This window comes from Clostridium cellulovorans 743B (genome assembly GCF_000145275.1).
Taxonomy (GTDB): domain Bacteria; phylum Bacillota; class Clostridia; order Clostridiales; family Clostridiaceae; genus Clostridium_K; species Clostridium_K cellulovorans.
Genome location: NC_014393.1, coordinates 2,272,401 through 2,295,762, shown reverse-complemented (window position 1 = coordinate 2,295,762; position 23,362 = coordinate 2,272,401). Strand labels below are relative to the sequence as shown.

25 protein-coding genes are annotated in these 23,362 nt (G+C 31.3%); 3 read left to right on the top strand and 22 right to left on the bottom strand.

Features of this window, described 5'->3' with window-relative positions; translation table 11 throughout:
* Positions 1-86 precede the first annotated feature (86 nt).
* Positions 87-1,847 (top strand): Rqc2 family fibronectin-binding protein, encoded by a 1,761-nt coding sequence (locus tag CLOCEL_RS09575; RefSeq protein WP_013291704.1) that lies wholly within the window; start codon positions 87-89, stop codon positions 1,845-1,847.
* Between the two features lie 95 nt (positions 1,848-1,942).
* Here the strand turns inward: CLOCEL_RS09575 and CLOCEL_RS09570 are convergent, their stop codons facing one another.
* From CLOCEL_RS09570 to pta, 19 genes are all read right to left on the bottom strand, one after another.
* Positions 1,943-2,710 carry a ribonuclease HII gene (locus CLOCEL_RS09570; RefSeq protein ID WP_049785867.1) on the bottom strand — a complete coding sequence of 256 codons (768 nt, stop codon included), beginning with the start codon at positions 2,708-2,710 and terminating at the stop codon, positions 1,943-1,945.
* A 10-nt stretch (positions 2,711-2,720) separates the two neighbouring features.
* Positions 2,721-3,578 (bottom strand): ribosome biogenesis GTPase YlqF, encoded by an 858-nt coding sequence (ylqF, locus tag CLOCEL_RS09565; RefSeq protein WP_010077131.1) that lies wholly within the window; start codon positions 3,576-3,578, stop codon positions 2,721-2,723.
* Positions 3,579-3,718: 140 nt separating this feature from the next.
* A complete protein-coding gene (gene rplS, locus CLOCEL_RS09560) occupies positions 3,719-4,063 on the bottom strand; it encodes a 50S ribosomal protein L19 (RefSeq protein WP_010077132.1) in 345 nt (114 codons plus the stop codon).
* A gap of 116 nt (positions 4,064-4,179) precedes the next feature.
* Positions 4,180-4,914: a tRNA (guanosine(37)-N1)-methyltransferase TrmD gene (trmD, locus tag CLOCEL_RS09555; protein ID WP_010077133.1), complete on the bottom strand. Its 735-nt coding sequence runs from the start codon at positions 4,912-4,914 to the stop codon at positions 4,180-4,182.
* Positions 4,911-5,405 carry a ribosome maturation factor RimM gene (rimM, locus tag CLOCEL_RS09550; protein ID WP_010077134.1) on the bottom strand — a complete coding sequence of 165 codons (495 nt, stop codon included), beginning with the start codon at positions 5,403-5,405 and terminating at the stop codon, positions 4,911-4,913. Before rimM ends, trmD begins: the two co-directional genes overlap by 4 nt.
* 57 nt (positions 5,406-5,462) lie before the next feature.
* Positions 5,463-5,690 (bottom strand): KH domain-containing protein, encoded by a 228-nt coding sequence (locus CLOCEL_RS09545; protein ID WP_010077135.1) that lies wholly within the window; start codon positions 5,688-5,690, stop codon positions 5,463-5,465.
* 18 nt (positions 5,691-5,708) lie between these two features.
* Positions 5,709-5,954: a 30S ribosomal protein S16 gene (gene rpsP, locus CLOCEL_RS09540; protein ID WP_010077136.1), complete on the bottom strand. Its 246-nt coding sequence runs from the start codon at positions 5,952-5,954 to the stop codon at positions 5,709-5,711.
* 33 nt (positions 5,955-5,987) lie between these two features.
* Positions 5,988-7,346 (bottom strand): signal recognition particle protein, encoded by a 1,359-nt coding sequence (gene ffh / locus CLOCEL_RS09535; RefSeq protein WP_010077137.1) that lies wholly within the window; start codon positions 7,344-7,346, stop codon positions 5,988-5,990.
* Positions 7,347-7,360: 14 nt separating this feature from the next.
* On the bottom strand, positions 7,361-7,693 hold the full coding sequence (locus CLOCEL_RS09530) for a putative DNA-binding protein (RefSeq protein WP_423200079.1): 333 nt from the start codon (positions 7,691-7,693) through the stop codon (positions 7,361-7,363).
* 116 nt (positions 7,694-7,809) lie between these two features.
* Positions 7,810-8,721 carry a signal recognition particle-docking protein FtsY gene (ftsY, locus tag CLOCEL_RS09525; protein WP_010077139.1) on the bottom strand — a complete coding sequence of 304 codons (912 nt, stop codon included), beginning with the start codon at positions 8,719-8,721 and terminating at the stop codon, positions 7,810-7,812.
* Complete coding sequence (smc, locus tag CLOCEL_RS09520) at positions 8,721-12,296, bottom strand: chromosome segregation protein SMC (protein ID WP_010077140.1); 3,576 nt, start codon at positions 12,294-12,296, stop codon at positions 8,721-8,723. The genes ftsY and smc overlap by 1 nt, the downstream gene beginning before the upstream one ends.
* A 221-nt stretch (positions 12,297-12,517) precedes the next feature.
* Complete coding sequence (locus CLOCEL_RS09515; RefSeq protein ID WP_010077142.1) at positions 12,518-13,567, bottom strand: elongator complex protein 3; 1,050 nt, start codon at positions 13,565-13,567, stop codon at positions 12,518-12,520.
* The gene (rnc, locus tag CLOCEL_RS09510) at positions 13,557-14,264 is read right to left on the bottom strand and encodes a ribonuclease III (RefSeq protein ID WP_010077143.1); all 708 of its coding nucleotides are present in this window, start codon (positions 14,262-14,264) and stop codon (positions 13,557-13,559) included. The genes CLOCEL_RS09515 and rnc overlap by 11 nt, the downstream gene beginning before the upstream one ends.
* Before the next feature lie 104 nt (positions 14,265-14,368).
* Complete coding sequence (acpP, locus tag CLOCEL_RS09505) at positions 14,369-14,602, bottom strand: acyl carrier protein (protein WP_010077144.1); 234 nt, start codon at positions 14,600-14,602, stop codon at positions 14,369-14,371.
* Positions 14,603-14,686: 84 nt separating this feature from the next.
* Positions 14,687-15,688, bottom strand: coding sequence for a phosphate acyltransferase PlsX (gene plsX, locus CLOCEL_RS09500; RefSeq protein ID WP_010077145.1), 1,002 nt, complete (start codon positions 15,686-15,688; stop codon positions 14,687-14,689).
* A gap of 163 nt (positions 15,689-15,851) precedes the next feature.
* The gene (rpmF, locus tag CLOCEL_RS09495; RefSeq protein ID WP_010077146.1) at positions 15,852-16,034 is read right to left on the bottom strand and encodes a 50S ribosomal protein L32; all 183 of its coding nucleotides are present in this window, start codon (positions 16,032-16,034) and stop codon (positions 15,852-15,854) included.
* Positions 16,035-16,037: 3 nt separating this feature from the next.
* A complete protein-coding gene (locus CLOCEL_RS09490) occupies positions 16,038-16,541 on the bottom strand; it encodes a YceD family protein (RefSeq protein WP_010077147.1) in 504 nt (167 codons plus the stop codon).
* Positions 16,542-16,629: 88 nt separating this feature from the next.
* On the bottom strand, positions 16,630-17,826 hold the full coding sequence (locus CLOCEL_RS09485) for an acetate kinase (RefSeq protein WP_010077148.1): 1,197 nt from the start codon (positions 17,824-17,826) through the stop codon (positions 16,630-16,632).
* Positions 17,827-17,855: 29 nt separating this feature from the next.
* Positions 17,856-18,854, bottom strand: a complete 999-nt coding sequence (pta, locus tag CLOCEL_RS09480) for a phosphate acetyltransferase (protein ID WP_010077149.1) — start codon at positions 18,852-18,854, stop codon at positions 17,856-17,858.
* Positions 18,855-19,068: 214 nt separating this feature from the next.
* Between pta and CLOCEL_RS09475 the strand changes: the two genes are divergently transcribed.
* Entirely contained in the window at positions 19,069-20,256 is a 1,188-nt protein-coding gene (locus tag CLOCEL_RS09475; protein ID WP_010077150.1) for a nucleotidyltransferase, read from the top strand.
* A gap of 242 nt (positions 20,257-20,498) precedes the next feature.
* Complete coding sequence (gene ylbJ / locus CLOCEL_RS09470) at positions 20,499-21,632, top strand: sporulation integral membrane protein YlbJ (protein ID WP_010077151.1); 1,134 nt, start codon at positions 20,499-20,501, stop codon at positions 21,630-21,632.
* On the opposite strand, the gene CLOCEL_RS09465 is transcribed toward ylbJ, so the two are convergent.
* The 3 genes from CLOCEL_RS09465 to rsmD are packed head-to-tail and all read right to left on the bottom strand — an operon-like array spanning position 21,606 to position 23,200.
* On the bottom strand, positions 21,606-22,139 hold the full coding sequence (locus tag CLOCEL_RS09465; protein ID WP_010077152.1) for a hypothetical protein: 534 nt from the start codon (positions 22,137-22,139) through the stop codon (positions 21,606-21,608). The two genes, ylbJ and CLOCEL_RS09465, sit on opposite strands and share 27 nt — an antisense overlap.
* A gap of 1 nt (position 22,140) precedes the next feature.
* Positions 22,141-22,641 (bottom strand): pantetheine-phosphate adenylyltransferase, encoded by a 501-nt coding sequence (gene coaD, locus CLOCEL_RS09460; protein ID WP_010077153.1) that lies wholly within the window; start codon positions 22,639-22,641, stop codon positions 22,141-22,143.
* 1 nt (position 22,642) lies between these two features.
* Positions 22,643-23,200, bottom strand: coding sequence for a 16S rRNA (guanine(966)-N(2))-methyltransferase RsmD (rsmD, locus tag CLOCEL_RS09455; protein WP_010077154.1), 558 nt, complete (start codon positions 23,198-23,200; stop codon positions 22,643-22,645).
* Positions 23,201-23,362: the final 162 nt, after the last annotated feature.

Sequence of the window (23,362 nt, the reverse complement as noted above, 5' to 3'; positions counted from 1 at the left end):
CTTCTATTTATCAATGACTTTATTTTAATATTATTCAATGTTATACTTTAATTTAGAAATCCTAAGAACTTGAAAGGACGTTGATTATGGCACTAGATGGAATATTTCTTAGTAGTTTAATATATGAACTGCAAAATAAGATTATAAATGGAAGAGTCACAAAAATAAACCAACCTGAAGAAGATGAAATTCAACTAACAATTAGAACTGAGGATAATGAGAATATTAAGCTACTGCTAAGTGCTAATAGTACATATCCCAAGATACATGTGACCAAAATAACCAAAGAAAATCCTATGAATCCACCGATGTTTTGTATGATTTTAAGAAAATATTTAAGTGGTTCAAAAATTTTAGACGTATCTCAACTAGAAAATGATAGGTTAGCAATTATTAAATTTAAAAGTACTGATGAATTTGGATTTAACAGCGAATACTCGCTTATAACCGAAATTATGGGAAGACACAGTAATATAACTTTAGTCCGCGATAGAGACAACGTTATAATGGATTCAATTAAACGTCTCAGCGCTGATATAAATCGTTATAGAATGCTTATGCCTTCTATAGAATACATATATCCTCCAAGAGATAGTAAATTGAATCCTTTAAACTTCTCTGTGGAAGAATTAAGCAATAGTATAAATAATCAAGAACTTATCTTTAATGATAACTTCTTCTCAAACATATTTTCTGGATTATCTAAAGAAATCTCTAAGGAATTAAAAATTGCATACGAACTCCATCCTTTATATGATGGCGGAAAGTTTATAGAAACTAAAGATGTATCTAGTTTATACAAATTTTTATCTGATTTCTTTGTCGTATTTAAGGAACATAACTATGTCTTCGCTTGCTACGAAAAGAGTAATGTTATAAAAGGATTTCATTGCATTAACTTAAAAATCTATGAAAGCTTTAATAAAAAAGTTTTCAGTACTGCTAGCGAACTAATAGAATATTTTTATGCGGCAAAGGATAAACAAGAGAGATTAAACTCTAAAAGCGCTAACTTACATAGATTATTAATGACTAATATAGATAGGTGCATTAAGAAAAAAGACATACTTTCCAAAACATTACTAGAAACTGAAACTAAAGATCAGTATAGATTATACGGTGAACTTTTAACTGCTAATATCTATGCTATTAAACCTAACGATAAAGAAATAACTGTTTTAGACTACTATAAAGAAGAAGAAGAATATATCACCATAACTTTAGATCCTTTGAAATCTCCCTCAGAAAATATTCAAAAATACTTCAAAAAATATAATAAACTAAAGATGTCAGAGCAGATGTCTAAAATTCAGATGGATAACAATACTGAAGAGCTTGAATACTTATATTCTGCATTAAACAACTTAGAGATGGCAGAAACTTATCAAGAAATAGAAGATATAAAAAATGAATTAGTTAATGAAGGCTATATTAAGTTTTCTAAGAATAATTCTTCGAAAAATAAAAAAGCTTCAAAGCCACTAAAGTATGTTTCTTCAGATGGTTATGAGCTTTATGTTGGGAAAAATAATATACAAAATGACTACTTAACCTTAAAATTTGCTAACAAACATGATTTATGGTTTCATACCAAGAACATACCAGGTTCTCACGTAATTATCAGAAGAGAGACCTTAGATGAAGTCCCTGATTCCACTATTTTAGAAGCAGGAAACCTAGCTGCTTTCTATAGCAAAGGGCAAAAATCTTCTCAGGTTCCTGTAGATTATACTGAGGTTAAAAATGTAAAAAAACCAAGTGGTGCAAAAGCAGGTATGGTCATTTATTATACTAATAAAACCCTATATGTTACTCCCAAAGAACCTGAAATAAATAAAACCAACTAATAGACTTAAATGAAAAGTCTCCATAATAAAGTAAAATATTTCTTTACTTTATGGAGACTTTCTCCTATACTAATAAATTCGGAAAAATAGAGAATTTAATAAAGTATATTCTTTAAAAAACTCATTCTATGAATTGGCGTTATACCAAACATTTTAATAGCTCTTACATGTTCTTCTGTTCCATAGCCTACATTAGCTTCAAAGTTATAATTAGGATATTTCTTATGATAATCTTGCATTATCTCATCTCGAAAAACTTTAGCAATTATTGATGCAGCAGCAATACTTATACTTAGATTATCACCTTTATAATAGTATTTGTTTTCACACTCTATACCACTTACCGGAAATCCATCTGAAATAACTAAATCTGGTCTAACTTTTAAACCTTTTATAGCTCTTTTGAAAACTTCATTGTTACACCAAGCTATTCCCTTTTCATCTATTTCATTATTATCTGCAATACCGATTGCGTAGGATACGGCTCTTTCTTTTATTAACTTATCAAGTTCTTCTCTTTTTTTTGCAGAAAGCTTTTTCGAATCTTTTATGCCTAATATCAAGTTCTCATCCTTTAAATCGTAAAGATCCAAGACAACTGCAGCTGCAACAATCGGTCCTGCAAGAGGGCCTCTACCTACCTCATCAACCCCAGCAGTTATTGCATATACCCCTTGATCTCTGTCAAACGTATACATAGATTTTATTCTTGCTAGTTCCTCTATAGCTTTCATTGCATCTCTTTGTAATTTATCTCCTAAAGCGTTTACGTTTTTTCTTTTATCAGCTTTAAGTAAATTAATAATATCTTCATCAACGGAATCGACACTTTGCAAATACTCTTTAACAGCTTTAAAGTTCATGGTTTCTATATTATTCACTAACGTACCTCTCTAAAGATATCTTTCCAAGCTTACCACCTCGGAATTCATCTAAAAGCATTATTGCTACTCTGTTGTAATCAATATTGTTCCCAGATAATATCATACCTCTTTTTCTCGCTATATTATCCATATTATCTATTGCTGTTTCAGCTATAGAATCCAGCTTATATCTCTCCATTAAACTCTTTGGAGCAATAACCATTAAATCTTCGATAAGTTTTAAAGCAAGTTCTTCTACATCCATAATCTCATCTTTTATTGCTCCAGTAAAAGCTAAATTTAAGCCTACTCTATTATCTTCAAACTTTGGCCACAGAACCCCTGGAGTATCAAGTAATTCTATACCGATTTTAGTTCTTATCCATTGTTTACTTTTTGTTACACCTGGCCTATCACCAGTTTTGGCTATAGAGCTTCCTGCCATTCTATTTATAAAGGTGGATTTTCCTACGTTTGGAATTCCTACTACCATAGCTTTAGTTTTTATATTTATAAGACCTTTTGCTTTCATCCTATCATGTTTTTCTTTTAGTAATTGATCTATAGCAGGTTTAATATTTCTTATTCCTTGACCATTTAAGCAGTTTACAGTTAGTATCTTTGTCTCTTCATTGCTTAAATTATCAATCCATTCTTTTGTACATCTTTCATCACTTAAATCACTCTTATTTAATAAAATAATTCTTGGCTTACCCTTTGTTATCTCATCTATATCAGGATTTGCACTTGATTTAATAATTCTAGCATCTCTTATTTCAATAACTACATCTACAAGTTTTAAGTTCTCTTTAATTTCCCTACGTGTCTTTGACATATGTCCGGGAAACCAATTAATTTTATCTATCACAGAAGCATACCTCCTAATTGTTATAAAAATTGTACTCTGTTAATTTATCTATATAATTTGCAAATTATGGTTTAACTATTAATAGCAAATTTACTTGTCTATATAAACAAAAAGGAGCTCATATAAGAGCCCCGATTTTTTTACATTCTTTCTTTAACTTTTGCAGCCTTACCTACTCTATCTCTTAAGTAGAATAATTTAGCTCTTCTTACTTTACCTCTTCTTACAACAGTAATTTTAGAGATGATTGGGGAGTTGATTGGGAATGTTCTTTCTACTCCAACATTGTAAGCAACTCTTCTAACTGTGAAAGTTTCTCTAGTTCCACCGTTTTGCTTTTTGATTACTGTTCCTTCAAAAGCCTGAATTCTTTCTTTTTCGCCTTCTTTAATTTTAACGTCTACTCTTATAGTATCTCCTACGTTAAATTCAACGATATCGTCTCTTAAGTATTCAGCTTCGATTTGTTTTATTATATCTAACATTGTGCATTCCTCCTTGATAATTATTTTGACGTTCTTACCCATCCACTTGGAAGGCAGAGGACCGCCCGTACTAGCACAAAGTTTATATTACCATATAAACTTAGGGAAATCAACAATTATTTATCTTCTTCTGCATAGTTTTCATATTGTTTCAAAAGTTTTAGATCTTCCTTGCTTAAGGTTAACTTTTGAAATAAATCATAACGCTTTTCTTTCGTGATTATAAGAGACTTTAATCGTCTCCATTTTCGTATATTTTCATGATGACCTGATAAAAGCACCTCTGGAACTTTTTTGCCCCTAAATTCCACGGGTCTTGTATATTGGGGATATTCTAAGGTTCCATCGCTAAAAGATTCTATCTCAAAACTTTCATTTTTGTTAAGTACGCCAGGACATAGTCTGCATATGCTATCAACAATAGGTATGCAAGCCATTTCTCCTCCTGTTAATATAAAATCCCCTATAGATATTTCCATATCTATAGCTTCATAAGCTCTCTCATCTATTCCTTCATAATGTCCACACAAAAATATTAATTCCTCTTCTTTAGCAAGCTCTGAGGCCATTGCTTGATTAAATATAATTCCTCTAGGTCCTAGGTATATGACTTTTCCCTTATTATTTTCCTTTATAGCTTTTATGGAATCAACAATAGGTTGAGCTGCCATAACCATACCTGCACCACCGCCATAAGAATAATCGTCTACTCGCTTATGCTTATCTAAGGTATAATCTCTAATATTATGGGCTTTTACATCAATAATATGTTTTTCATGTGCTCTTCCAAGAATGCTGTGGTTAAAGATATCGAACATCTCTGGAAAAAGGGTTAATATATCTATCTTCACATCCACATCTCCACCGGTTGTATAGTAATAACTCTTTTTTCAATATCTATAGTATCAACCACAGGATCTATTACAGGTATTAAAAGATCTTCACGACCTTCTCTTATTGACCAATAAACGTCATTGCTTCCTGTAAAAATAACATCCTTAATTACACCTTCATCTTTTCCATTATGATCAACAACATTACATCCAATAAGATCTGCAACAAAATATCTACCTTCTGGCAATTTTATAGCATTCTCTCTGTCTACCTGCATGTATTCATTTTTATATCTCATAGCTTCTTCAACAGTATCTATACCTTCAACTTTAACTATAACCTTTTGTGGCTGAAGTTTGCACCATGAAACATTATATTCCTTGCCTTTTATAAAAACCTTTTTAAGCTTATTGAAGCGTCTAATATCATCGGTTAGAGGCTTAACTTTAAATTCACCTTTCAATCCGTGAACATTTGTAATTATACCCACAGCTAAAAATTCTACCATTAATATCATCTCCTCAAATTTCGTATATAAATAAAGAGTTAGGAATTCTCCTAACTCTTATACTATTTCAACAACAACTTTTTTATTTTCTTTTACAGCTGCCGCTTTGACAACAGTTCTAATAGCTTTAGCTATTCTTCCCTGTTTGCCGATTACTTTACCCATATCATCTGGGCTCACCTTAACTTCTAGAACAATTGACTGTTCTCCAAGTGTTTCATTAACTTGGACTTCATCTGGGTTATCAACTAAAGATCTAACTATAGTCTCAAGTAAAGCTTTCATAAAAAACTACCCCCAGTACTATTTTGTAATTCCGCTGTTAGTGAATAATCTTTTAACGATATCAGTTGGTTGTGCACCATTCTTCATCCAAGTTTCAGCTTTTTCACTATCAATCTTAACAGTCATTGGTTCAGTTGTTGGATTGTAGTAACCAATTTCTTCGATGAATTTACCATCTCTTGGTGCTCTTGAATCAGCAACAACTATTCTATAGAAAGGAGCTTTCTTTGAACCCATTCTTCTTAATCTGATTTTTACTGCCATTGTTTTTTCACCTCCTTTAAAGTGTCTAAATGTTTATGCAAATGGAAGTTTTCCAAATAAACCTTTTTTGTTAGCCTTTCCAGGCTTGAAGTTTTTAAATTGCTTCATAGTCTTTTTCATCATCTCGAAATCTTTAAGAAGTTTATTAACTTCTTGGATTGATAATCCGCAACCATCAGCTATTCTTTTCTTTCTTGATGGAGATTTTTGAACCAAAGAAGGATTTCTTCTTTCCTTTACAGTCATAGACTGAACTATAGCTTCTTTCCTTTTTAGTTCTTTCTCACCTTGAGCAAAATCAACACCTTGCATTGCTTTAGCATCAACTCCAGGAATCATTTCGATAAGCTTGTTAAGCGGTCCTAATTTTTTCATCTGATTAAAAGATGTTATCAAGTCTTCAAGAGTAAACTCTTGATTTAACATTCTCTCACCAAGCTCTTTAGCTTCCTTTTCATCAATAGCCGCTTGTGCCTTTTCAATAAGAGACAATACATCTCCCATTCCAAGAATCCTAGATGCCATTCTATCTGGATGGAATACTTCAAGGTCATTTACCTTTTCACCTAAACCAACAAATTTAATTGGTTTTCCAGTAAGCGCCTTTATAGAAAGAGCAGCTCCACCCTTTGTATCACCATCGAGTTTTGTAAGTACAACACCATCTATATCAAGAGTTTCATCAAAAGTTTTAGCTACATTAACAGCTTCTTGACCTGTCATAGAATCTACAACTAATAATATTTCATCTGGTGTTACATCTGCTTTTATATTTTTTAATTCTTCCATCAGCTCTTCATCAATTTGAAGACGCCCAGCAGTATCTATAATAACAACATTATTGCCGTTATCCTTTGCATGTTTAATTCCTGCCTTTGATATTTCAACTGGAGAAATTTTATCACCCATTGAAAACACAGGTATATCTATCTGTTTTCCTAATACCTCTAATTGTTTAATCGCTGCTGGTCTATAAACGTCGCAGGCTACTAAAAGAGGCTTCTTATTTTTCTTTCTTAAATTAAGTGCAAGTTTTCCTGCCATAGTTGTTTTACCAGCACCTTGAAGACCAACTAACATGATTATGGTAAAACCTGTAGAAGAAAGTTTTAATTCACTCTCTGTACTACCCATTAGATCCTTTAATTCATCGTTAACAATTTTAATTACCTGTTGACCAGGTGTTAAACTCTCAAGAACTTCTGAACCTAAACACTTGTCACTTACCTTATTTACAAATTCTTTAACTAATTTAAAATTAACATCAGCTTCTAATAAAGCACGCTTTACTTCCTTCATAGCCTCTTTAATATCTGCCTCTGTAAGCTTACCTTTGCCTCTTAACTTTTTAAGAGTCTCTTGAAGCTTTTCGCCTAATCCTTCAAAAGCCATAATAGCTCTCCTTTCTACATAGTTGTAGAAGTAACATATTCTTTAAGGTTATCTATTTCTGTCTTTATCCTATCGTCATCAGTTAAAGTATTAATAAGTTGTAATTTTTCTATTAAAACTTTTTTAAAAATTTTTTCTTCTTCACTTTTTTTAAGGAGCATTAGTTTTTCTTCATAACTATACAAAAGCTTGTGACATCTTTTTATAGTATCAAAGGTAGCTTGCCTGCTTGTTGAATTAATTTCAGCAATTTCTCCTAAAGATAAATCCTCATCATAATAAAGCTTCATTAAATCAAATTGCTTTTCTGTAAGCAACACTCCGTAAAAATCTAATAATAATGACATTTCAAATCTATCGTCCATTATAATCTCCTGACACAATAAGTATGTTAACAGATAAATCGATTGGTGTCAAGTATTTTTCCTTAACAGTCAAGGTTTTTTCCTTAACACCTATTTCTTTAGAATAATGCTTCTACAAATTCACTTGCATCAAATTCTTGTAAATCATCAATGGATTCACCAACACCAATAAGCTTAACTGGAATGTTCAATTCATGTTTAATAGAAATAACCACTCCACCTTTAGCCGTTCCGTCAAGCTTTGTTAAAATAATTCCGTCAACTTTACAGATTTCATTAAATTGCTTTGCTTGACTTACAGCATTTTGTCCTGTAGATGCATCTAAAACTAATAAAGTTTCCTTTTCTGCATGACCATATTCTCTTTCAATTATTCTGTTTATTTTACCAAGTTCATTCATTAAATTTTTCTTATTATGAAGTCTCCCAGCTGTATCACAAAGTAAAATATCAACATTTCTAGCTTTTGCAGCTTGAACTCCATCAAAAACAACTGCTGCGGGGTCTGAACCTTCTTGATGTTTAATAATTTCTACCTCTGCTCTTTTGCTCCAAACCTCTAATTGGTCTATTGCAGCAGCTCTAAAAGTATCTGCCGCAATCATGAGAACATTATATCCTGATTTTTTTAGTTTTGCAGACATCTTTCCTATTGAGGTAGTTTTTCCTGCGCCATTAACGCCTATAACAAGCATTACCTTTGGAGTATCTTGCTTTGTAAAATCTTCTCTTGTGCTACCTAATATTTCAACAATTACTCTTTTTAATGCAGGATAAACCTCAGATACTTCATTAATTCTTTCTTCTTTAATCTTCTTTTTCAATTCATCAATTATAAACATAGATGTATCAACACCTACATCTGCTGTTATTAAAATTTCTTCAAGTTCATCAAACAAATCTTCATCAATTGAAATATAGTTACCTAACATTACATTGATTTTTTCAGTAAGATTTTCTTTTGTCTTGTTAAGCCCATTTTTTAATTTATCAAAAAAACCACCAAACATTATACTGCCTCCATATTATTATTTGTTAGATCTACAGATACAATCTTTGATACCCCTTTTTCTTCCATGGTTACACCATAAAGAACATCACTAGCTTCCATTGTACCTTTTCTATGTGTTATTACTATAAATTGAGTGTTTGAAGAGAATTTTTTAAGGAATTCAGCATATCTTGATACATTAACATCATCAAGAGCGGCCTCTATCTCATCTAATATACAGAATGGAGTTGGTTTCATCTTTAAAATAGCAAATAATAAAGCTATGGCAGATAAACCTTTTTCTCCACCGGACATCAAGTTAATATTTTGAAGCTTTTTACCTGGTGGTTGAACATTGATTTCAATTGGCGATAACAAAACATCATCTCCATTTATTAACAAGTCTCCACTTCCACCTTTAAATAGCTGTTGGAAAGTTTCATTAAACAAAACCTTGAGTTTTTCAAAATTTTCATTAAATACTTCTTTCATCTTCTCAGTCATCTCTTCAATAACCTTCATAAGTTCATCTTTAGCATTTATAAGGTCTTCTCTTTGATTATTCATAAAAGTATACTTTTCTTTAATTTCCTTATACTCTTCAATAGCACCAACATTAACTACACCTAAAGAAGAAATCTGTCTCTTTAATGAATATATTATATCTTTTACTGAAGCTACTTCTAAATTCTCCACCTTATATTCATAAGCTTCTGCTAAAGTTAAATTAAACTCCTCATTAAGCTTATTTAAAATATTCTCATACTCCGTTTCACTTTTAGCTATAGCTACTTCTTGTCTGTGCTTCAATTCTTCTCTAGAATTAATAGTATCGTTTATAATCTCTAATTGATCATTTACTTTTTTCTGTCTTTCCCTAAAACCTAATTTTTTCCCTTCAATTTCTTCGAAGAACTTATTTTTTGATATAATGTATGAATTTATACTCTCTAAGATATTATTATTATTTTTAATTTTTTCTTTCATCGCTTCTATAGCCGACTTTGACAGTATAATTTCATTTTCCTTTGTCTTAATTCTTTCAGAAATTTCTTCTATCTCATATTTTAGACTTTCAAAAGAACTTTTCTTACTGCTAAGAGCTTCTATTGTCTTTGCTTCCTCAATTTTATAGCTAGTTAGCATATCCTTTCTTTCACTTATACTTTTGCTGACTTGCTGTTTTTTAGATTCCTCTTCTTCTATAAAAACTTTTAACTGTTCTTTTCTATTTTTGAACCTTAAAACGCTCTCATTTTTGTCATTAAGTAATGACTGTTTCTCTTCTAATTCTGTTTTTAACTTTGATACAATTTCTCTGTTAGTACTTACAACCTTTTTAACATTTAATATTTCTTTTTCTAACGCAGATACTCTTTCCTCAACCTTAGTTTTTTCAATATTATTAAAATGTATCTTATCTGTTAAGTTTAGAATTTCTTCATCAGATAAAGCTATTTCTTTTCTTAAATTTTCTATTTTTATTTTTTTATCTTCTAACTTATCACTTATTTCCTTTAATTTATCACTAATGTCTTCAATTTCTCTTTTTCTACCGATAATATTTAAGGATTTGCTATACAGAGATCCACCGCTTAAGGAACCTCCTGGACTCACTACTTCACCTTGAAGAGTTACAATCCTATATGAATAATTACTAGCCTTAGCAATAGCTGTCGCAGCATCTAGCTCCTCAGCAATCAAGGTTCTTCCAAAGACAAAATCTATTGCTTTCTTAAATCTCGCCTCATATTCTATTAACTCCGAAGCAATACCTAAATATCCCTTCATATTGGCAATATTTTTATCAACACTAATAACATTACTTCTTATAGTATCTAGTGGTAGGAAGGTAGCACGACCTAAATTATTATTCTTTAAATGCATAATAAGTTTTTTTGCATCTTTTTCAGTTGAAGAAATAATATTTGAAATTCCTGATCCAACAGCAATTTCTATAGCAGTCTCATACTTCCTATTTACAGAAATAACTTCTCCTAATACATTGACCTCTCCTTGAAGGTTATCTATCCTATTTTCTTTTATATGGCTCATAAGATTTTTAACAGATTTTGTATAACCTTCATATTGCTCTTCTAACTTGTTTAAAAAACTTAGATTAGTTTCACCTTTAGTTTTTTCATTTGTAAGTTCCTTTAGATCTTTTTCCTCTATAGTCAAGTTTCTTGAAAGTCTGCTGAGATTTTTCTTACTTTCAAAGCTTTGATCTTCTAATTCTAAAGATTTTTTCTTTAACTCTTCGGTTTCTTTTAATAAGGCAAGCTTTGTATTAGTATTAATAGCTATGGTGTTTTCATTACTTTCCATTGAAGCTAAAATCCCTTGGTTCTTTAACTTTACATTTTCTATCTCATTATTGATGACAGCTATTTCACTTGTAAAATCAAAGATTTTAACATCCAAATCACTGGCTTCCACTTTAGCTTTGTCTATATTAACTTCTTGTATACTTATACTGTCATTAACAGACTGCACTTCTTGCTCAGTATTTTCTATTGCAGATGTTAACTCTTTAAGCTTTTCATCTGTTGCTTTTATATCTAAGCTATGTTGTGTACTTATAGCCTGCATATCAGTTATTTTTTTTCTAAGGTTTTCTACTTCCACTACTTCTTTTTCAGCTATAACATTGCTATTGCTAATTCTTTCTTCTAAAAGAATATTTTCTGCCCTTACTTCTTCACGGCTTTCGTTTTGCTTTTGAAATTCTTCTCTTTCTTTAAAGACCTCTTTCTCAAGTTCTTCCTGAAGTTCTATAAGCTTGTTTTGTTCATCTTTAAGCTTACTCTTATCTTCATAAATTTCCTTTAAAGCTTCTTCTTGCTGTTTTAAGGCTTCTTTATTTACTTCTAATTTACTTTGAATTTTTTCAACTGAATCTATCATCAAGGATATTTCATTATTCTTAAGACTTTCAGAAAGCTTTAAAAATTCCTTTGCTTTCTCACTTTCAATTTCTAAAGGTCCTAATCTCTCCTCATAGGTAGATAATATATCATTAAGCCTCACTATGTTTTGTTCTGTTAAATTAAGCTTTTTTTCAGATTCATTTTTTCTACTTTTATATTTTACAATTCCTGCTGCTTCCTCAAGAAGTTCTCGCCTTTCATCTGAACTACCACTAAGCAATGCTTCTATCTTACCTTGGCTAATTATTGAATAACCTTCCTTACCTATCCCCGTATCCATAAACAATTCATGTATATCCTTTAATCTACACTTTGTATTGTTTATATAATACTCACTATCACCAGATCTAAATAACCTTCTAGAAATTGTGACCTGTGAATAATCAAGAGGCAACCCATGATCTGAGTTATCTAAAATCAAGGCTACTTGTGCTAGTCCTACCGGTTTTCTATAGGCAGTTCCTGCAAAAATAACATCCTCCATCTTACCGCCTCTTAAATTTTTAACACTTTGCTCCCCAAGTACCCATCTTATAGCATCTGAGATATTACTTTTTCCGCTACCGTTAGGGCCTACGATGGCTGTAATTCCGTCTTTAAGTTCTATTTCTGTTTTGTCCGCAAAGGATTTAAAGCCCCTAAGCTCAATAGCTTTCAAATACATTTACATCTCTCCTAAGTATCTATATAAAAAATGCTGGTAAAATGCTTATAAGCATTGATATGATAACGAAAACTATCATTACTTTAAATGCTATATCTCTCTGAGATTTTTTCATCTTTTATCACCTCTTTGGATATTTTCTATTCATAGTTTAAAGGAATTTCCCATAAATATCAACAAATATTAAAAACCGTGGAGAAGCAATTATTGCCTCCGCGGTTTTACTCAGTGTCTAAGTTATATACTCTACTTTCACCATTTAAAAATATCATTAAATGATTTCTTAGAATGTTTTTATCCTGTCTAACCTCAAGCCTCTTTAGTCCTAATACCTGAAGAACTTCTTTAAAATATTTTTTCTTATTAGCATACACCTTTGAAATATCCTTTGGATTTATACTGCAATATATTTCTCCACTATATCCAATAGGAATTTTTGAAATAAGAATATCCTTATAAAGCGATGCTTCCACTAGTTCCCTAAATGCTGGATGAAATGGTCCTGCAACGATTTCTCCATCAACATTAATATCTTCTGTTGGTTGCAATCCTATCCGTATAACATTTATATTATTTTTTAAAAACATTTTATATATAACTTTTGATATCTCTACTGCTTTTTCTAAAGTATATGGCTCATAAATACCTTGCTTAAACATAGTTTCCATTGGAGTATTTGTTATTACAAGAGACGGATATATTCTAACCAAAGTAGGTTTCATTTCAATAATCTTCTCTGCGGTTTTAATATCCTTTTCCTCTGTATCTCCTGGAAGACCAACCATCACTTGAAGTCCTAAAGTAAAACCATATTCTTTGATTAGTCTACTAGCAAAAACTACGTCTTTTTCATTATGTCCTCTTCCAGATTTTTTTAACACTTCATCATCTAAAGACTGTACTCCTAATTCAATTATATCAACTTTGTAACTTCTTAGATGCTCTAATATATCATGATTTATATAATCTGGTCTAGTAGATAATCTTATGTATTTTATAAGTTTTTTCTCTTTATATTCCTTTGCTACAGCTAAAAGTTGTCTTTGCTTTTCAATATCGATTGCTGTAAAAGTTCCTCCAAAGAAAGATACCTCTATAGTAGAATTGTTAATATCTATGGTTTCTATGTATTCCTCTATAGTATTCCTCACAAACTTATCATCTATAACCTCACTATTTCCTGTTATAGTGTTTTGATTGCAAAATACACAATTATGAGGGCAACCTTCATGTGGAACAAAAATCGGTATAATAACATGTTTATTCTTCATTTTTATTCTCCATCGCAAGTAAAACTTCCTTTGCTGCCATTTGTTCTGCTTCCTTTTTACTAAATCCTTCTCCACTTCCTAAAACCTTATTAGCTACTTCTAAGTTAACAAAAAAACGTCTTCTGTGAGGAGGTCCATCATATTTTTCTAATTTGTAAGCAATAGAGATTTCTCCATCCTTTTGTAATACTTCTTGCAAACGTGTTTTATAGTCAAGAACTATTTTATTATCTAAAGCAAGATTTATAACTTCCTTAAAATGCAGTAAAATAAATTCTCTCGCAGCATCGTAGCCTTTATCTAAGTATATTGCCGCTATAACTGCCTCAACTGCGTCAGCTAAAATTGATGTTCTACTTCTTCCACCAGTTAATTCCTCACCTTTACTCATTAAAAGAAAATTACCTATATTCCAATCCCTTCCAACGGAATGTAATGAATTTTCACATACAATAAGTGACCTAAGCCTTGTAAGCTCTCCCTCACTCTTTCCATGAAGTTCTTTAAATAAATACTCAGATATAGTAAGTTGTAAAACGGAATCTCCTAAAAACTCTAAACGTTCGTTATAATCTATATGTTTTTTCTGATTTACAAATGAACTATGAGTTAAAGCAGTATTTAATAAATCTATATTTTCAAAAGAAACATTTAATTGCTCTTCAAGGATTCTTATTCTTTTAATTCTTTGGTTCACACTAAACTCTCCTTACGAAGTTTATTCCTCAGCCTACTCATTGTTAATAGACTGAGGAATAAACTTAATTATAGGTTTAAGCCCCGCAATATACGGGGCTTTTATTAACCTTCAATATGTTCTCTTATGTATTCAACTACATTTCCTACTGTCGAAGCTTTTTCAGCGTCTTCATCTGGAATTTCTATATCAAATTCACTTTCTAAAGCCATAATTAATTCAACTATATCTAGTGAATCTGCGCCTAAATCATCGACGAAAGATGAATCCATTGTTACCTCGTCTTCATCAACACCTAATTGCTCAGCAATTATACCCTTAACCTTTTCAAATACCATACTTACACCTCCCTTTAAAACTTATATTATGATAATATTATAAGAATAATATATCGTCAATACATTAAATAATAGATTTTTCTTTTACATGCTGTGTTCAATCTCTAAAATACCCTCAGTAATCTTATCTATAACCTTATTTTCATATACTAAGTTCGCTTGCCTTACAGCATTTTTAAAAGCTCTTGCATCTGAAGAACCATGAGCTTTTATGCAAATACCATTAGTTCCTAAAAAAGCTGAACCTCCAACTTCCTTGTAGTCGAATTTCTGCTTAAATATTTTGAAAACAGGTTTTAACAATATTCCACCGATTTTTGTTCTAGTGGATGACATTATTTCTTCTTTCAATACTCCAAGGATGCTACTTGCAACACCTTCATAGGTCTTTAAAATAGTATTTCCTACAAAGCCATCACATACAAGTATATTTACATCGCCATAAGGTATTTCTCTTGGTTCAACGTTTCCTACAAAGTTTATAGGGGCTTCCTTTAATAGCGGGAAAGCTCCTTTAGTAAGTTCATTACCTTTTTCTTCTTCAGAGCCGATATTCACTAATCCAACTGTTGGATTGTTTATCTTCATAACAGCTTCAAAATAAACCTTTCCCATAAGTGCAAATTGTGGAAGGTATTCTGGCTTACAATCAACATTTGCTCCTACATCTATAACCATAAAGGAATTATTTTTCCCTGGCATTATAGGTGCTAGAGCAGGTCTTTTCACCCCTTTAATTCTTCCTATGATAACCGTTGCACCTGTTAAAAGAGCACCTGTGCTTCCTGCTGAAATTATACCATCTGCACTACCATCTTTAACAAGGTTTAAAGCTTTAACAAGGCTTGAATCCTTCTTCTTTTTTATAGCCATAGCTGGATGTTCGTTATTTGTAATTATATCTTCAGCATTAACAATTGAAACTCTACTGCTGTCGTATTTATATTTACTTAGTTCTTCATTTATGAGCTTTTCCTTCCCACAAAAAATAAGCTTAATACTATCATCTTCTAATGCTTGAATACATCCCTCTACAACAGCACTAGGTGCATTATCTCCACCCATAGCATCTACAGCAATTATCATTAGTCACACCCCACTTTGTATACTAATCTTTGTACGTAACTTTATATAAGACACCTTCTGACATATTGTCCTAATTTTAAACCGAGAATTGAGGATTTATGAATTTAACATATCCACAACTTACATAAAAATAAAAGAAAGTCAAACGACTTTCTTTTGGTGATTATTCCTCAGTAGCAATAACTTCTTTATCTTTATAGTTTCCACAGTTTTTGCACACTCTATGAGCAAGCTTCATTTCGTGGCACTTTGGACACTCTACTATTCCTGGCATTGATGCTTTAAAAGTTTGAGCTCTTCTTGAAGCAGTTTTTGCTTTTGAGAATTTTCTAGCTGGATTTCCCATTGACTACACCTCCTCAGTATTTGAAAACAATTCTTTAAGTTTTTCTAATCTTGGATCTATGACATCATCATCACAATGACAACTATCATGGTTTTTATTAATACCACAGACAGGACATAGTCCTTTGCACTTCTCAGTACAAAGTATCTTCATAGGAAGAGAGAAATTAATATTGTTTTCAATAATTTCTTGTAAATCTATAACCTCAGTATCAATAAAGATGAAATCATCATCTCTATTATCTATATCATAAGTTAGCTTTTCATGGATCTCTAGGTCCAACGGATATTCTACCTCATCTAAACATCTTGAACAATTTAGATATAAAAGGCCGCTAACAACTCCATCGATATATATAATTTGATCTAAACACTTAAGGATTCCTTTAAAATTTAGTGGCTCATTCATTTTAAAAGTTCCCGTTTTAAGATTCTTACTGTCGATTGTAAAAACAATGTCCTTAGTTGAAGATTGTTGTAGATTTAATGTTGATAAATCAAATTTCATCATATCACTCCAAAATTCATGTTATATAAATATTAAGCCACAAACAAGTTTTATTATATAAATCGTTGAATAATTTGTCAAGGAGTTTTTATTTACAGCATAGTTCCTTTGTATCTCTAGCAATCATAAGTTCTTCATCTGTTGGGATTACAAGAATCTTAATTTTAGAACTTTCTGTTGATATACAAGCTTCTACACCAGCTGCAGCCTCATTAAGCTTTGAATCTATTTCCGCTCCAATAATTTCCAAACCCTTAGCAACTTCTGATCTTACCAGTGCAGCATTTTCTCCTATACCACCAGCAAAAGCTATACAGTCAACTTTTCCTAATGTCACTGCATACGAACCTATGTATTGGCGAATTTTATTAAAGAATATATCTCTAGCAAGAATGGATCTTTCTACACCTTCTCCTGCAGTACTTCTTATATCTCTAAAATCACTACTTAATCCAGATATACCAAGTAAGCCTGATTTTTTATTTAATATATTATCAACTTCATCACAAGAATAGCCCTTTTCTTTCATTAAGAAAGTTACAATCGATGGGTCAATGCTACCACTTCTTGTTCCCATGCATAATCCTTCAAGTGGTGTAAAGCCCATTGAAGTATCTACAGATTTTCCATTCTTAACGGCAGCTAAACTAGCTCCGTTTCCTAAATGACAAGTAATAATATTTATATCATCAACATTCTTTCCTATCATTTCAGCAGCCTTTTGAGTAACATATTTATGTGATGTTCCATGGAAACCATATTTTCTTATAGCATCATTCTCGTATAATTCGTATGGAATTGGGTAAAGGTATGCTTCCTTTGGCATAGTTTGATGAAAAGCAGTATCAAACACAGCTACCATAGGAACTTCTGGCATCATTTCTTTACAAGCGTTTATTCCGATTATATTCGGAGGATTATGTAACGGAGCAAGCTTCACGCAGTCTTCGATTGATTTCATAACCTCGTCATTTATTACTACTGAAGAGGCATATTTTTCTCCTCCATGAACAACTCTATGTCCAACTGCTGATATTTCACTCATATCAGCTATTACACCGTATTCTTTGTTAGTCAATGCTTCTATTACTAATCTAACACCATCTTTATGGTCTTTTATAACTTCCTTTATATCGTATTTTTCTCCATTAACCTTATGGATTAATATAGAACCTTCAATACCAATTCTCTCAACTAAACCCTTTGCTAAAACTTCTTCATTATCCATATTAAAAAGTTGATACTTTATTGACGAACTTCCACAATTAATTACTAGTACTTTCATTTTTCCATCCCACTTTCTGCTGTATATTATTAAATTCCTTTTTGTGCTTGAACTGCTGTCATTGCTACGACGTTTACTATATCTTCTGGACTACAACCTCTAGAAAGGTCATTAATTGGTTTTGCAAATCCTTGACATATAGGTCCTATAGCTTCTGCTCTTGCAAATCTTTGAACCAACTTGTAACCAATATTACCAGTTTGTAAATCTGGGAATATTAAAACATTAGCTTTTCCTGCCACTGGACTATTTGGTGCCTTTAGCTCCGCAACATCCGGAACTATAGCAGCATCTAGTTGCAATTCTCCATCTATTGCTAAATCAGGTCTTAAAGATTTCGCCATATCGACTGCATTTCTAACGTTATCTACCATTTCATGGCTAGCACTACCCATTGTTGAGAAAGATAACATCGCAACCTTTGGATCAAGATCAAATTTCTCTGCTGTTTCCGCTGTAGTTATAGCTATAGATGCTAATTGTTCTGAAGTAGGCTTAGGATTTACAGCACAATCGGCAAATATTAAAGTTCCATTTTCTCCGTAATTACAGTTAGGAATAACCATTACAAAAAATCCAGAAACTGCAGATACTCCTGGAGCCGTTTTAATTATTTGTAGCCCTGGTCTTAATAAGTCACCGGTTGTATGAATGGCACCAGAAACCATTCCATCACCATAACCCATTTTCACCATCATAGTACCAAAGTATAATGGATCTAGTACTAATTCAGCTGCCTTCTCTAAAGTCATACCTTTACTTTTTCTGATTTCATAAAGTTCTTTTATCATTTCTTCCTTATGTGGGTATGTATGTTGGTCCGCAATTGTAGCTTCTCTTATATCAACTCCAAGAGCTTCTGCGTTTTCTTTTATGGCATTTGTATCTCCAACCAAAATTATATCAGCTAAGTTATTTTCAATAATTTTACCTGCAGCAATTAAGTTTCTTCTTTCCTCACCTTCCGCAAGTACAATTCTTCTTTTGGAACTTCTAGCCTGTTTCCAAATCTTCTGCATAAATTCCATTTTTATTCTCCCTTCATAATATAATTTTATATTATTGGTTACCATAAGTCTCTATAAAAAAATATATCTCTATTTTACTACTATACCTCTTTTATATGATAGTTTTCAAGCCACCTAGTAAAAAATTATAGTATAATATTTAATAAAGTTATTTTTTTAAAATAAAATATACTATTCTTATCCCTTTGTTATAATAATGTTAGAGGTGATAATCATGAACATAACTTCAATAATAGCCGAATATAATCCTCTGCACAACGGACATTTATACCACATAGAAAAAACAAAATCAAATACTAAGTGTGACGGTTTAATAATAATCATCAGTGGAAACTTCGTCCAAAGAGGTGAACCTGCAATAATCGATAAGTGGAGAAGAACCGAATTAGCTCTTTTAGCTGGAGCTGACCTTGTGTTAGAACTCCCAACAGTATATGCAGTAAATTCTGCTGAATTTTTTGCTTTTGGTTCTGTTTCTTTATTAAATCAGCTTAATTGTGTAAAAAGCTTATCTTTTGGAAGTGAAGAAGGTTCTTTATCCCTATTACATAAAATTGCAGCTACTCTAGTTTTAGAACCTGATGACTATAAATCTCAATTAAAAGCTTTATTGGATCTGGGAATCTCTTTCCCAGCAGCTAGGGCTAAAGCCCTAATGAACTATTATAACGACGACACAATAGGTACCATTATAAATCAATCAAATAATATTCTTTCTATAGAATACCTAAAAGCGTTAAAACGATTAAATAGTCCTATATGTCCTACAACAGTTAAAAGGCTTGGAGGCAGCTATAACAGCACAGAAATGGATAGAGTATTTTCTAGTGCAACATCTATAAGAACTACAATGAAAAAAGGTGCAAAACTAAATGAATTAAACCTAGCTATACCTTCATATGTATTTGATGCCCTTTTTAACGATTCTTTATGCTATCTAGAAGATATATATCCTTATCTAAGGTTTAAAACCTTAACTGATGAAAGTTCGATAAAAAATATACCAGATGCTAAGGAAGGTTTGGAAAATAGAATTTTAAAAAATCTTATTGAATATAAAACCTTTGATGATTTTTCCATTAATACAATGAGCAAACGTTACCCATTGACGAGAATAAACAGAATATTAACCCAGTATTTCATCGGTTTTGAAAAGTTTGATACATATTCTATGAGGCGCGAAATACCTGCATATGGTAGAATATTAGGTTTTAACGACACTGGAAAAGCTATGCTTAAAATAATAAAAAAGAATTCTAACCTCCAACTTATTTCAAAAGTTCCTCAAAACTTAGAGAATCCTATGTTAAGGTTAGATATTGCTTCGACCAAAGCCTATAGCATAATTAATAGCAAAATCAATCCTAATGAAGATTATTTAAAATCCCCTATAATAATATAATTGATAATGAAATTTAAAGACATCTAAACAACATAGTTTTAGATGTCTTTTTTGATTATTACAAAAATAGAATATAGAAATGAGGAAATATCTTTATACTATATAAGTTCCAAAATTTTACTTTAAATTTTAAGTACCAAATTAATATATTTAATAAAGTATCATTATTAGAACTTATATAAATATTTTACTTATCATCTGCATATTAGCTTCCTCAAATAATCAACATAAGGAGTATCAAATTGCATATACATATTTTTTTAATAGTCATAATTTCAATAGCTATTATAATCTTCCTACACCAGAAAAAAGCTTTATCCCTTAGGCTTTTTCTCACTTCAATTTTAACGATAATAATATTATTTATTTTATTGAATCCAAAGAAATGTATAGTAATGACACTAAAAGGTATAAATTTATTTTTCTATTCGGTATTTCCTTCACTATTTGTATTTTTAATTCTTTGTAACTTGCTTATTGCTTTTAATGGTGTAGAAATATACTCCAAAACGCTTGGCAAACTACTTTGCAAACCATTAAGATTGCCTGAAAGTTGTGCATTTCCTATAATAGTAAGTATTTTATGTGGTTATCCACTAGGAGCTAAATATACCTACAGTTTATTTGACGAAGGTAAAATAGATAAAGCTTGTGCTGATAGACTTTTAAATATAGCTTCAAATCCTAGTCCGGTTTTTGTCATCGGCACTCTTGGAACTACTATGCTGAAAGATACAAACTTAGGTTATTTATTGTTATTATCTAATTACATAGCTAGCTTCGTTATGAGCTTACTTATGAAACCTTCAAGGTTTAAATATAAAGAAAACTATAAATCTAAAACAGAGTTATTTAACATAGGAATGGCCTTAAGAACAAGTATTGAGAACGCTATTAATACAACTCTAATGGTGGGAGGTTTCATCGTTTTTTTCTTTCTTCTAACTTCAATAGTTAATGATAATATCCTAATATTTATAAAGAATAACACAATAAAAGCAACCTTTACTGGCATCATAGAGATGACTCAAGGCTGCTCTTTAATAACAAGTACTACAGATAACCTTAAAACTAAAATAATTCTTTGTAGCTTTTTTATTAATTTCAGCGGTCTTTCTGTAGTAGCTCAAGTTTATGCTTTTATATATAAATACAATGTTTCAATAATACGATATATGTTTTTAAAATTATCACAGGGTTTTATAGCCTCAATAGTAATGTTCTTTTTAAGTAATTTTTATCTTAGAAATACAACTGTCTCAGCTAATTTTAATGAACAAGTACATTACTTATACATATTTTTGTTTATCTTTTTAATAATTCCTATATTACTTGAATTTATTAAAAAATTATTCTTGAGGAACAACTTTTTTTAATTCCTTAAGATTTTCTCTTAGTGTAGTTGAAGTATTGTTAAAATGATCATCAATGCTACCAATTGTTGATGCAACTCTCTCGTTTATTCCATTTAAGAGTTCCATTTTTCGCTTTTGTATTTCTTCATCAATATTTTTCAATACTTCTTCTGCATAATCTCTTGCTCCTGCTCTTAAAATTTGAGCATCAGCCTCTGCTGCTGCCCTAATCTCTTCAGCACGTTCTTTAGCTTCAACAACTATATCATGATTTTCAATTTTTTCTCTAAGCACTTCCATATTTTCACGTTTATAACTATCAGCTTGCTTAATTGCATCGTCAAGTATTCTTTGTTTTTCTTCAACTATCCACTGAGCCCTTCTAAATTCTTCTGGCATAGTGTTTTCAATTTCATCTAAGGTCTTTATTAATTCCTTTTTATCAATCATAACCTTGCTACCTAATGGTACCTTAGGTGCCGTATCTGCTATCTCTCTAAGTAACTCTACAAGTTCAATAAACTCCATGTTAATCCCCCTTCTTTTTTCGTGTTTCCTTTATCTTTGCTTTAAGTTCTTCAGCTACAACCTCTGGAACCAATCCTGTTATATCCCCATTAAACATGGCAACTTGTTTAACAGAAGATGAACTTAAAAATAAGTTTTGAGCGCTAGTCATCATAAATAAGGTTTCAACATTAGCATCCAAAGTATTATTTATTAAAGCCATTTGGAACTCATATTCAAAATCTGACACAGCCCTTAACCCTTTAATTATTATATTAGAATTTTTTTCCCTCATAAAATCTACTAGTAGCCCAAAAAAACTTTCAACCCTTACGTTAGGAATATCTTTAACTACCTTTTTAATTAATTCAACTCTTTCTTCAGGAGTAAAAAGTCCTTTCTTTTCAGGATTTATAAGTACTGTAACTATAACTTCGTCAAATACCTTAACGGATCTTTTGATAATATCTAAGTGTCCGTTAGTAATGGGATCAAAACTGCCTGGATATACTGCTACTCTCATTTTAGTCCTCCTGATATCTATAAAAGCAAACGGTAGTGTTTCCATATTTTCGTTTATCATATAAGTTTAAGGTCTCATAACCTTCATATATTTCTTCACCGGAATCAATTTTTGTTACTATTATGCCATCTTCTTTTAGCAATTTCATTTCAAAAACCATTTCCACAGCCTTTGGAATCATATTTTTTGCATATGGAGGATCGATAAAAATAATATCAAAAGTAACCCCCTTTTTATGACAATGCTTTAAAGATTCATACGCATCCATATTTAACGTAGTACAAATATCCTGAAACTTCAAATTCTCAACATTTTTCTGTAAATAGCCATAAGCAGAAGGACTTCTATCTACTAGATAGCATTGTTTAGCACCTCTACTCGCCGCCTCTAAACCTAAACTTCCAGTACCAGAAAATATATCCGTTACTGTCGCATCATATATTTTATTTTGTATTATACTAAAAATACTTTCTTTAACTCTGTCTAAGGTTGGTCTAGTTTCCATACTATCCGGTGACAAGATTTTTCTGCCCTTAGCAAGACCTGATATAATTCTCATGTAAAAGCCTCTCTTTTGTCTTATTTTATTATAATTTTAGCATAAGTAATGTATATTCTCAAAATATTTTCTGCATAAAGTATAAAATTATTGCATAAGTCAATAATATTAAAGATGCCAAATGGCTCTTCCTATAATTCTCCTCGTTTAAAGAGGCTATGT

Excerpts from the sequence above, each read along its gene's own strand:
- rimM (WP_010077134.1), bottom strand. The coding sequence starts at position 5,405 with ATGGTAGAATTTTTAGCTGTGGGTATAATTACAAATGTTCACGGATTG.
- acpP (WP_010077144.1), bottom strand. The coding sequence starts at position 14,602 with ATGGTATTTGAAAAGGTTAAGGGTATAATTGCTGAGCAATTAGGTGTT.
- CLOCEL_RS09490 (WP_010077147.1), bottom strand. The coding sequence starts at position 16,541 with ATGAAATTTGATTTATCAACATTAAATCTACAACAATCTTCAACTAAG.
- CLOCEL_RS09570 (WP_049785867.1), bottom strand. The coding sequence starts at position 2,710 with ATGAACTTTAAAGCTGTTAAAGAGTATTTGCAAAGTGTCGATTCCGTT.
- CLOCEL_RS09475 (WP_010077150.1), top strand. The coding sequence starts at position 19,069 with ATGAACATAACTTCAATAATAGCCGAATATAATCCTCTGCACAACGGA.
- CLOCEL_RS09545 (WP_010077135.1), bottom strand. The coding sequence starts at position 5,690 with ATGAAAGCTTTACTTGAGACTATAGTTAGATCTTTAGTTGATAACCCA.
- smc (WP_010077140.1), bottom strand. The coding sequence starts at position 12,296 with ATGTATTTGAAAGCTATTGAGCTTAGGGGCTTTAAATCCTTTGCGGAC.
- rpmF (WP_010077146.1), bottom strand. The coding sequence starts at position 16,034 with ATGGGAAATCCAGCTAGAAAATTCTCAAAAGCAAAAACTGCTTCAAGA.
- ffh (WP_010077137.1), bottom strand. The coding sequence starts at position 7,346 with ATGGCTTTTGAAGGATTAGGCGAAAAGCTTCAAGAGACTCTTAAAAAG.
- rsmD (WP_010077154.1), bottom strand. The coding sequence starts at position 23,200 with ATGAGAATTATATCAGGTCTTGCTAAGGGCAGAAAAATCTTGTCACCG.
- CLOCEL_RS09485 (WP_010077148.1), bottom strand. The coding sequence starts at position 17,826 with ATGAAAGTACTAGTAATTAATTGTGGAAGTTCGTCAATAAAGTATCAA.
- rplS (WP_010077132.1), bottom strand. The coding sequence starts at position 4,063 with ATGTTAGATATAATAAAACAAATCGAAGCTGAATACTTAAGAGACGAT.
- rpsP (WP_010077136.1), bottom strand. The coding sequence starts at position 5,954 with ATGGCAGTAAAAATCAGATTAAGAAGAATGGGTTCAAAGAAAGCTCCT.
- ftsY (WP_010077139.1), bottom strand. The coding sequence starts at position 8,721 with ATGTTTGGTGGTTTTTTTGATAAATTAAAAAATGGGCTTAACAAGACA.
- CLOCEL_RS09530 (WP_423200079.1), bottom strand. The coding sequence starts at position 7,693 with ATGTCATTATTATTAGATTTTTACGGAGTGTTGCTTACAGAAAAGCAA.
- CLOCEL_RS09465 (WP_010077152.1), bottom strand. The coding sequence starts at position 22,139 with ATGGAGTTTATTGAACTTGTAGAGTTACTTAGAGAGATAGCAGATACG.
- CLOCEL_RS09575 (WP_013291704.1), top strand. The coding sequence starts at position 87 with ATGGCACTAGATGGAATATTTCTTAGTAGTTTAATATATGAACTGCAA.
- plsX (WP_010077145.1), bottom strand. The coding sequence starts at position 15,688 with ATGATAATTGCTGTAGATGCTATGGGTGGAGATAATGCACCTAGTGCT.
- coaD (WP_010077153.1), bottom strand. The coding sequence starts at position 22,641 with ATGAGAGTAGCAGTATATCCAGGCAGTTTTGATCCCATTACTAACGGA.
- pta (WP_010077149.1), bottom strand. The coding sequence starts at position 18,854 with ATGGAATTTATGCAGAAGATTTGGAAACAGGCTAGAAGTTCCAAAAGA.
- CLOCEL_RS09515 (WP_010077142.1), bottom strand. The coding sequence starts at position 13,567 with ATGAAGAATAAACATGTTATTATACCGATTTTTGTTCCACATGAAGGT.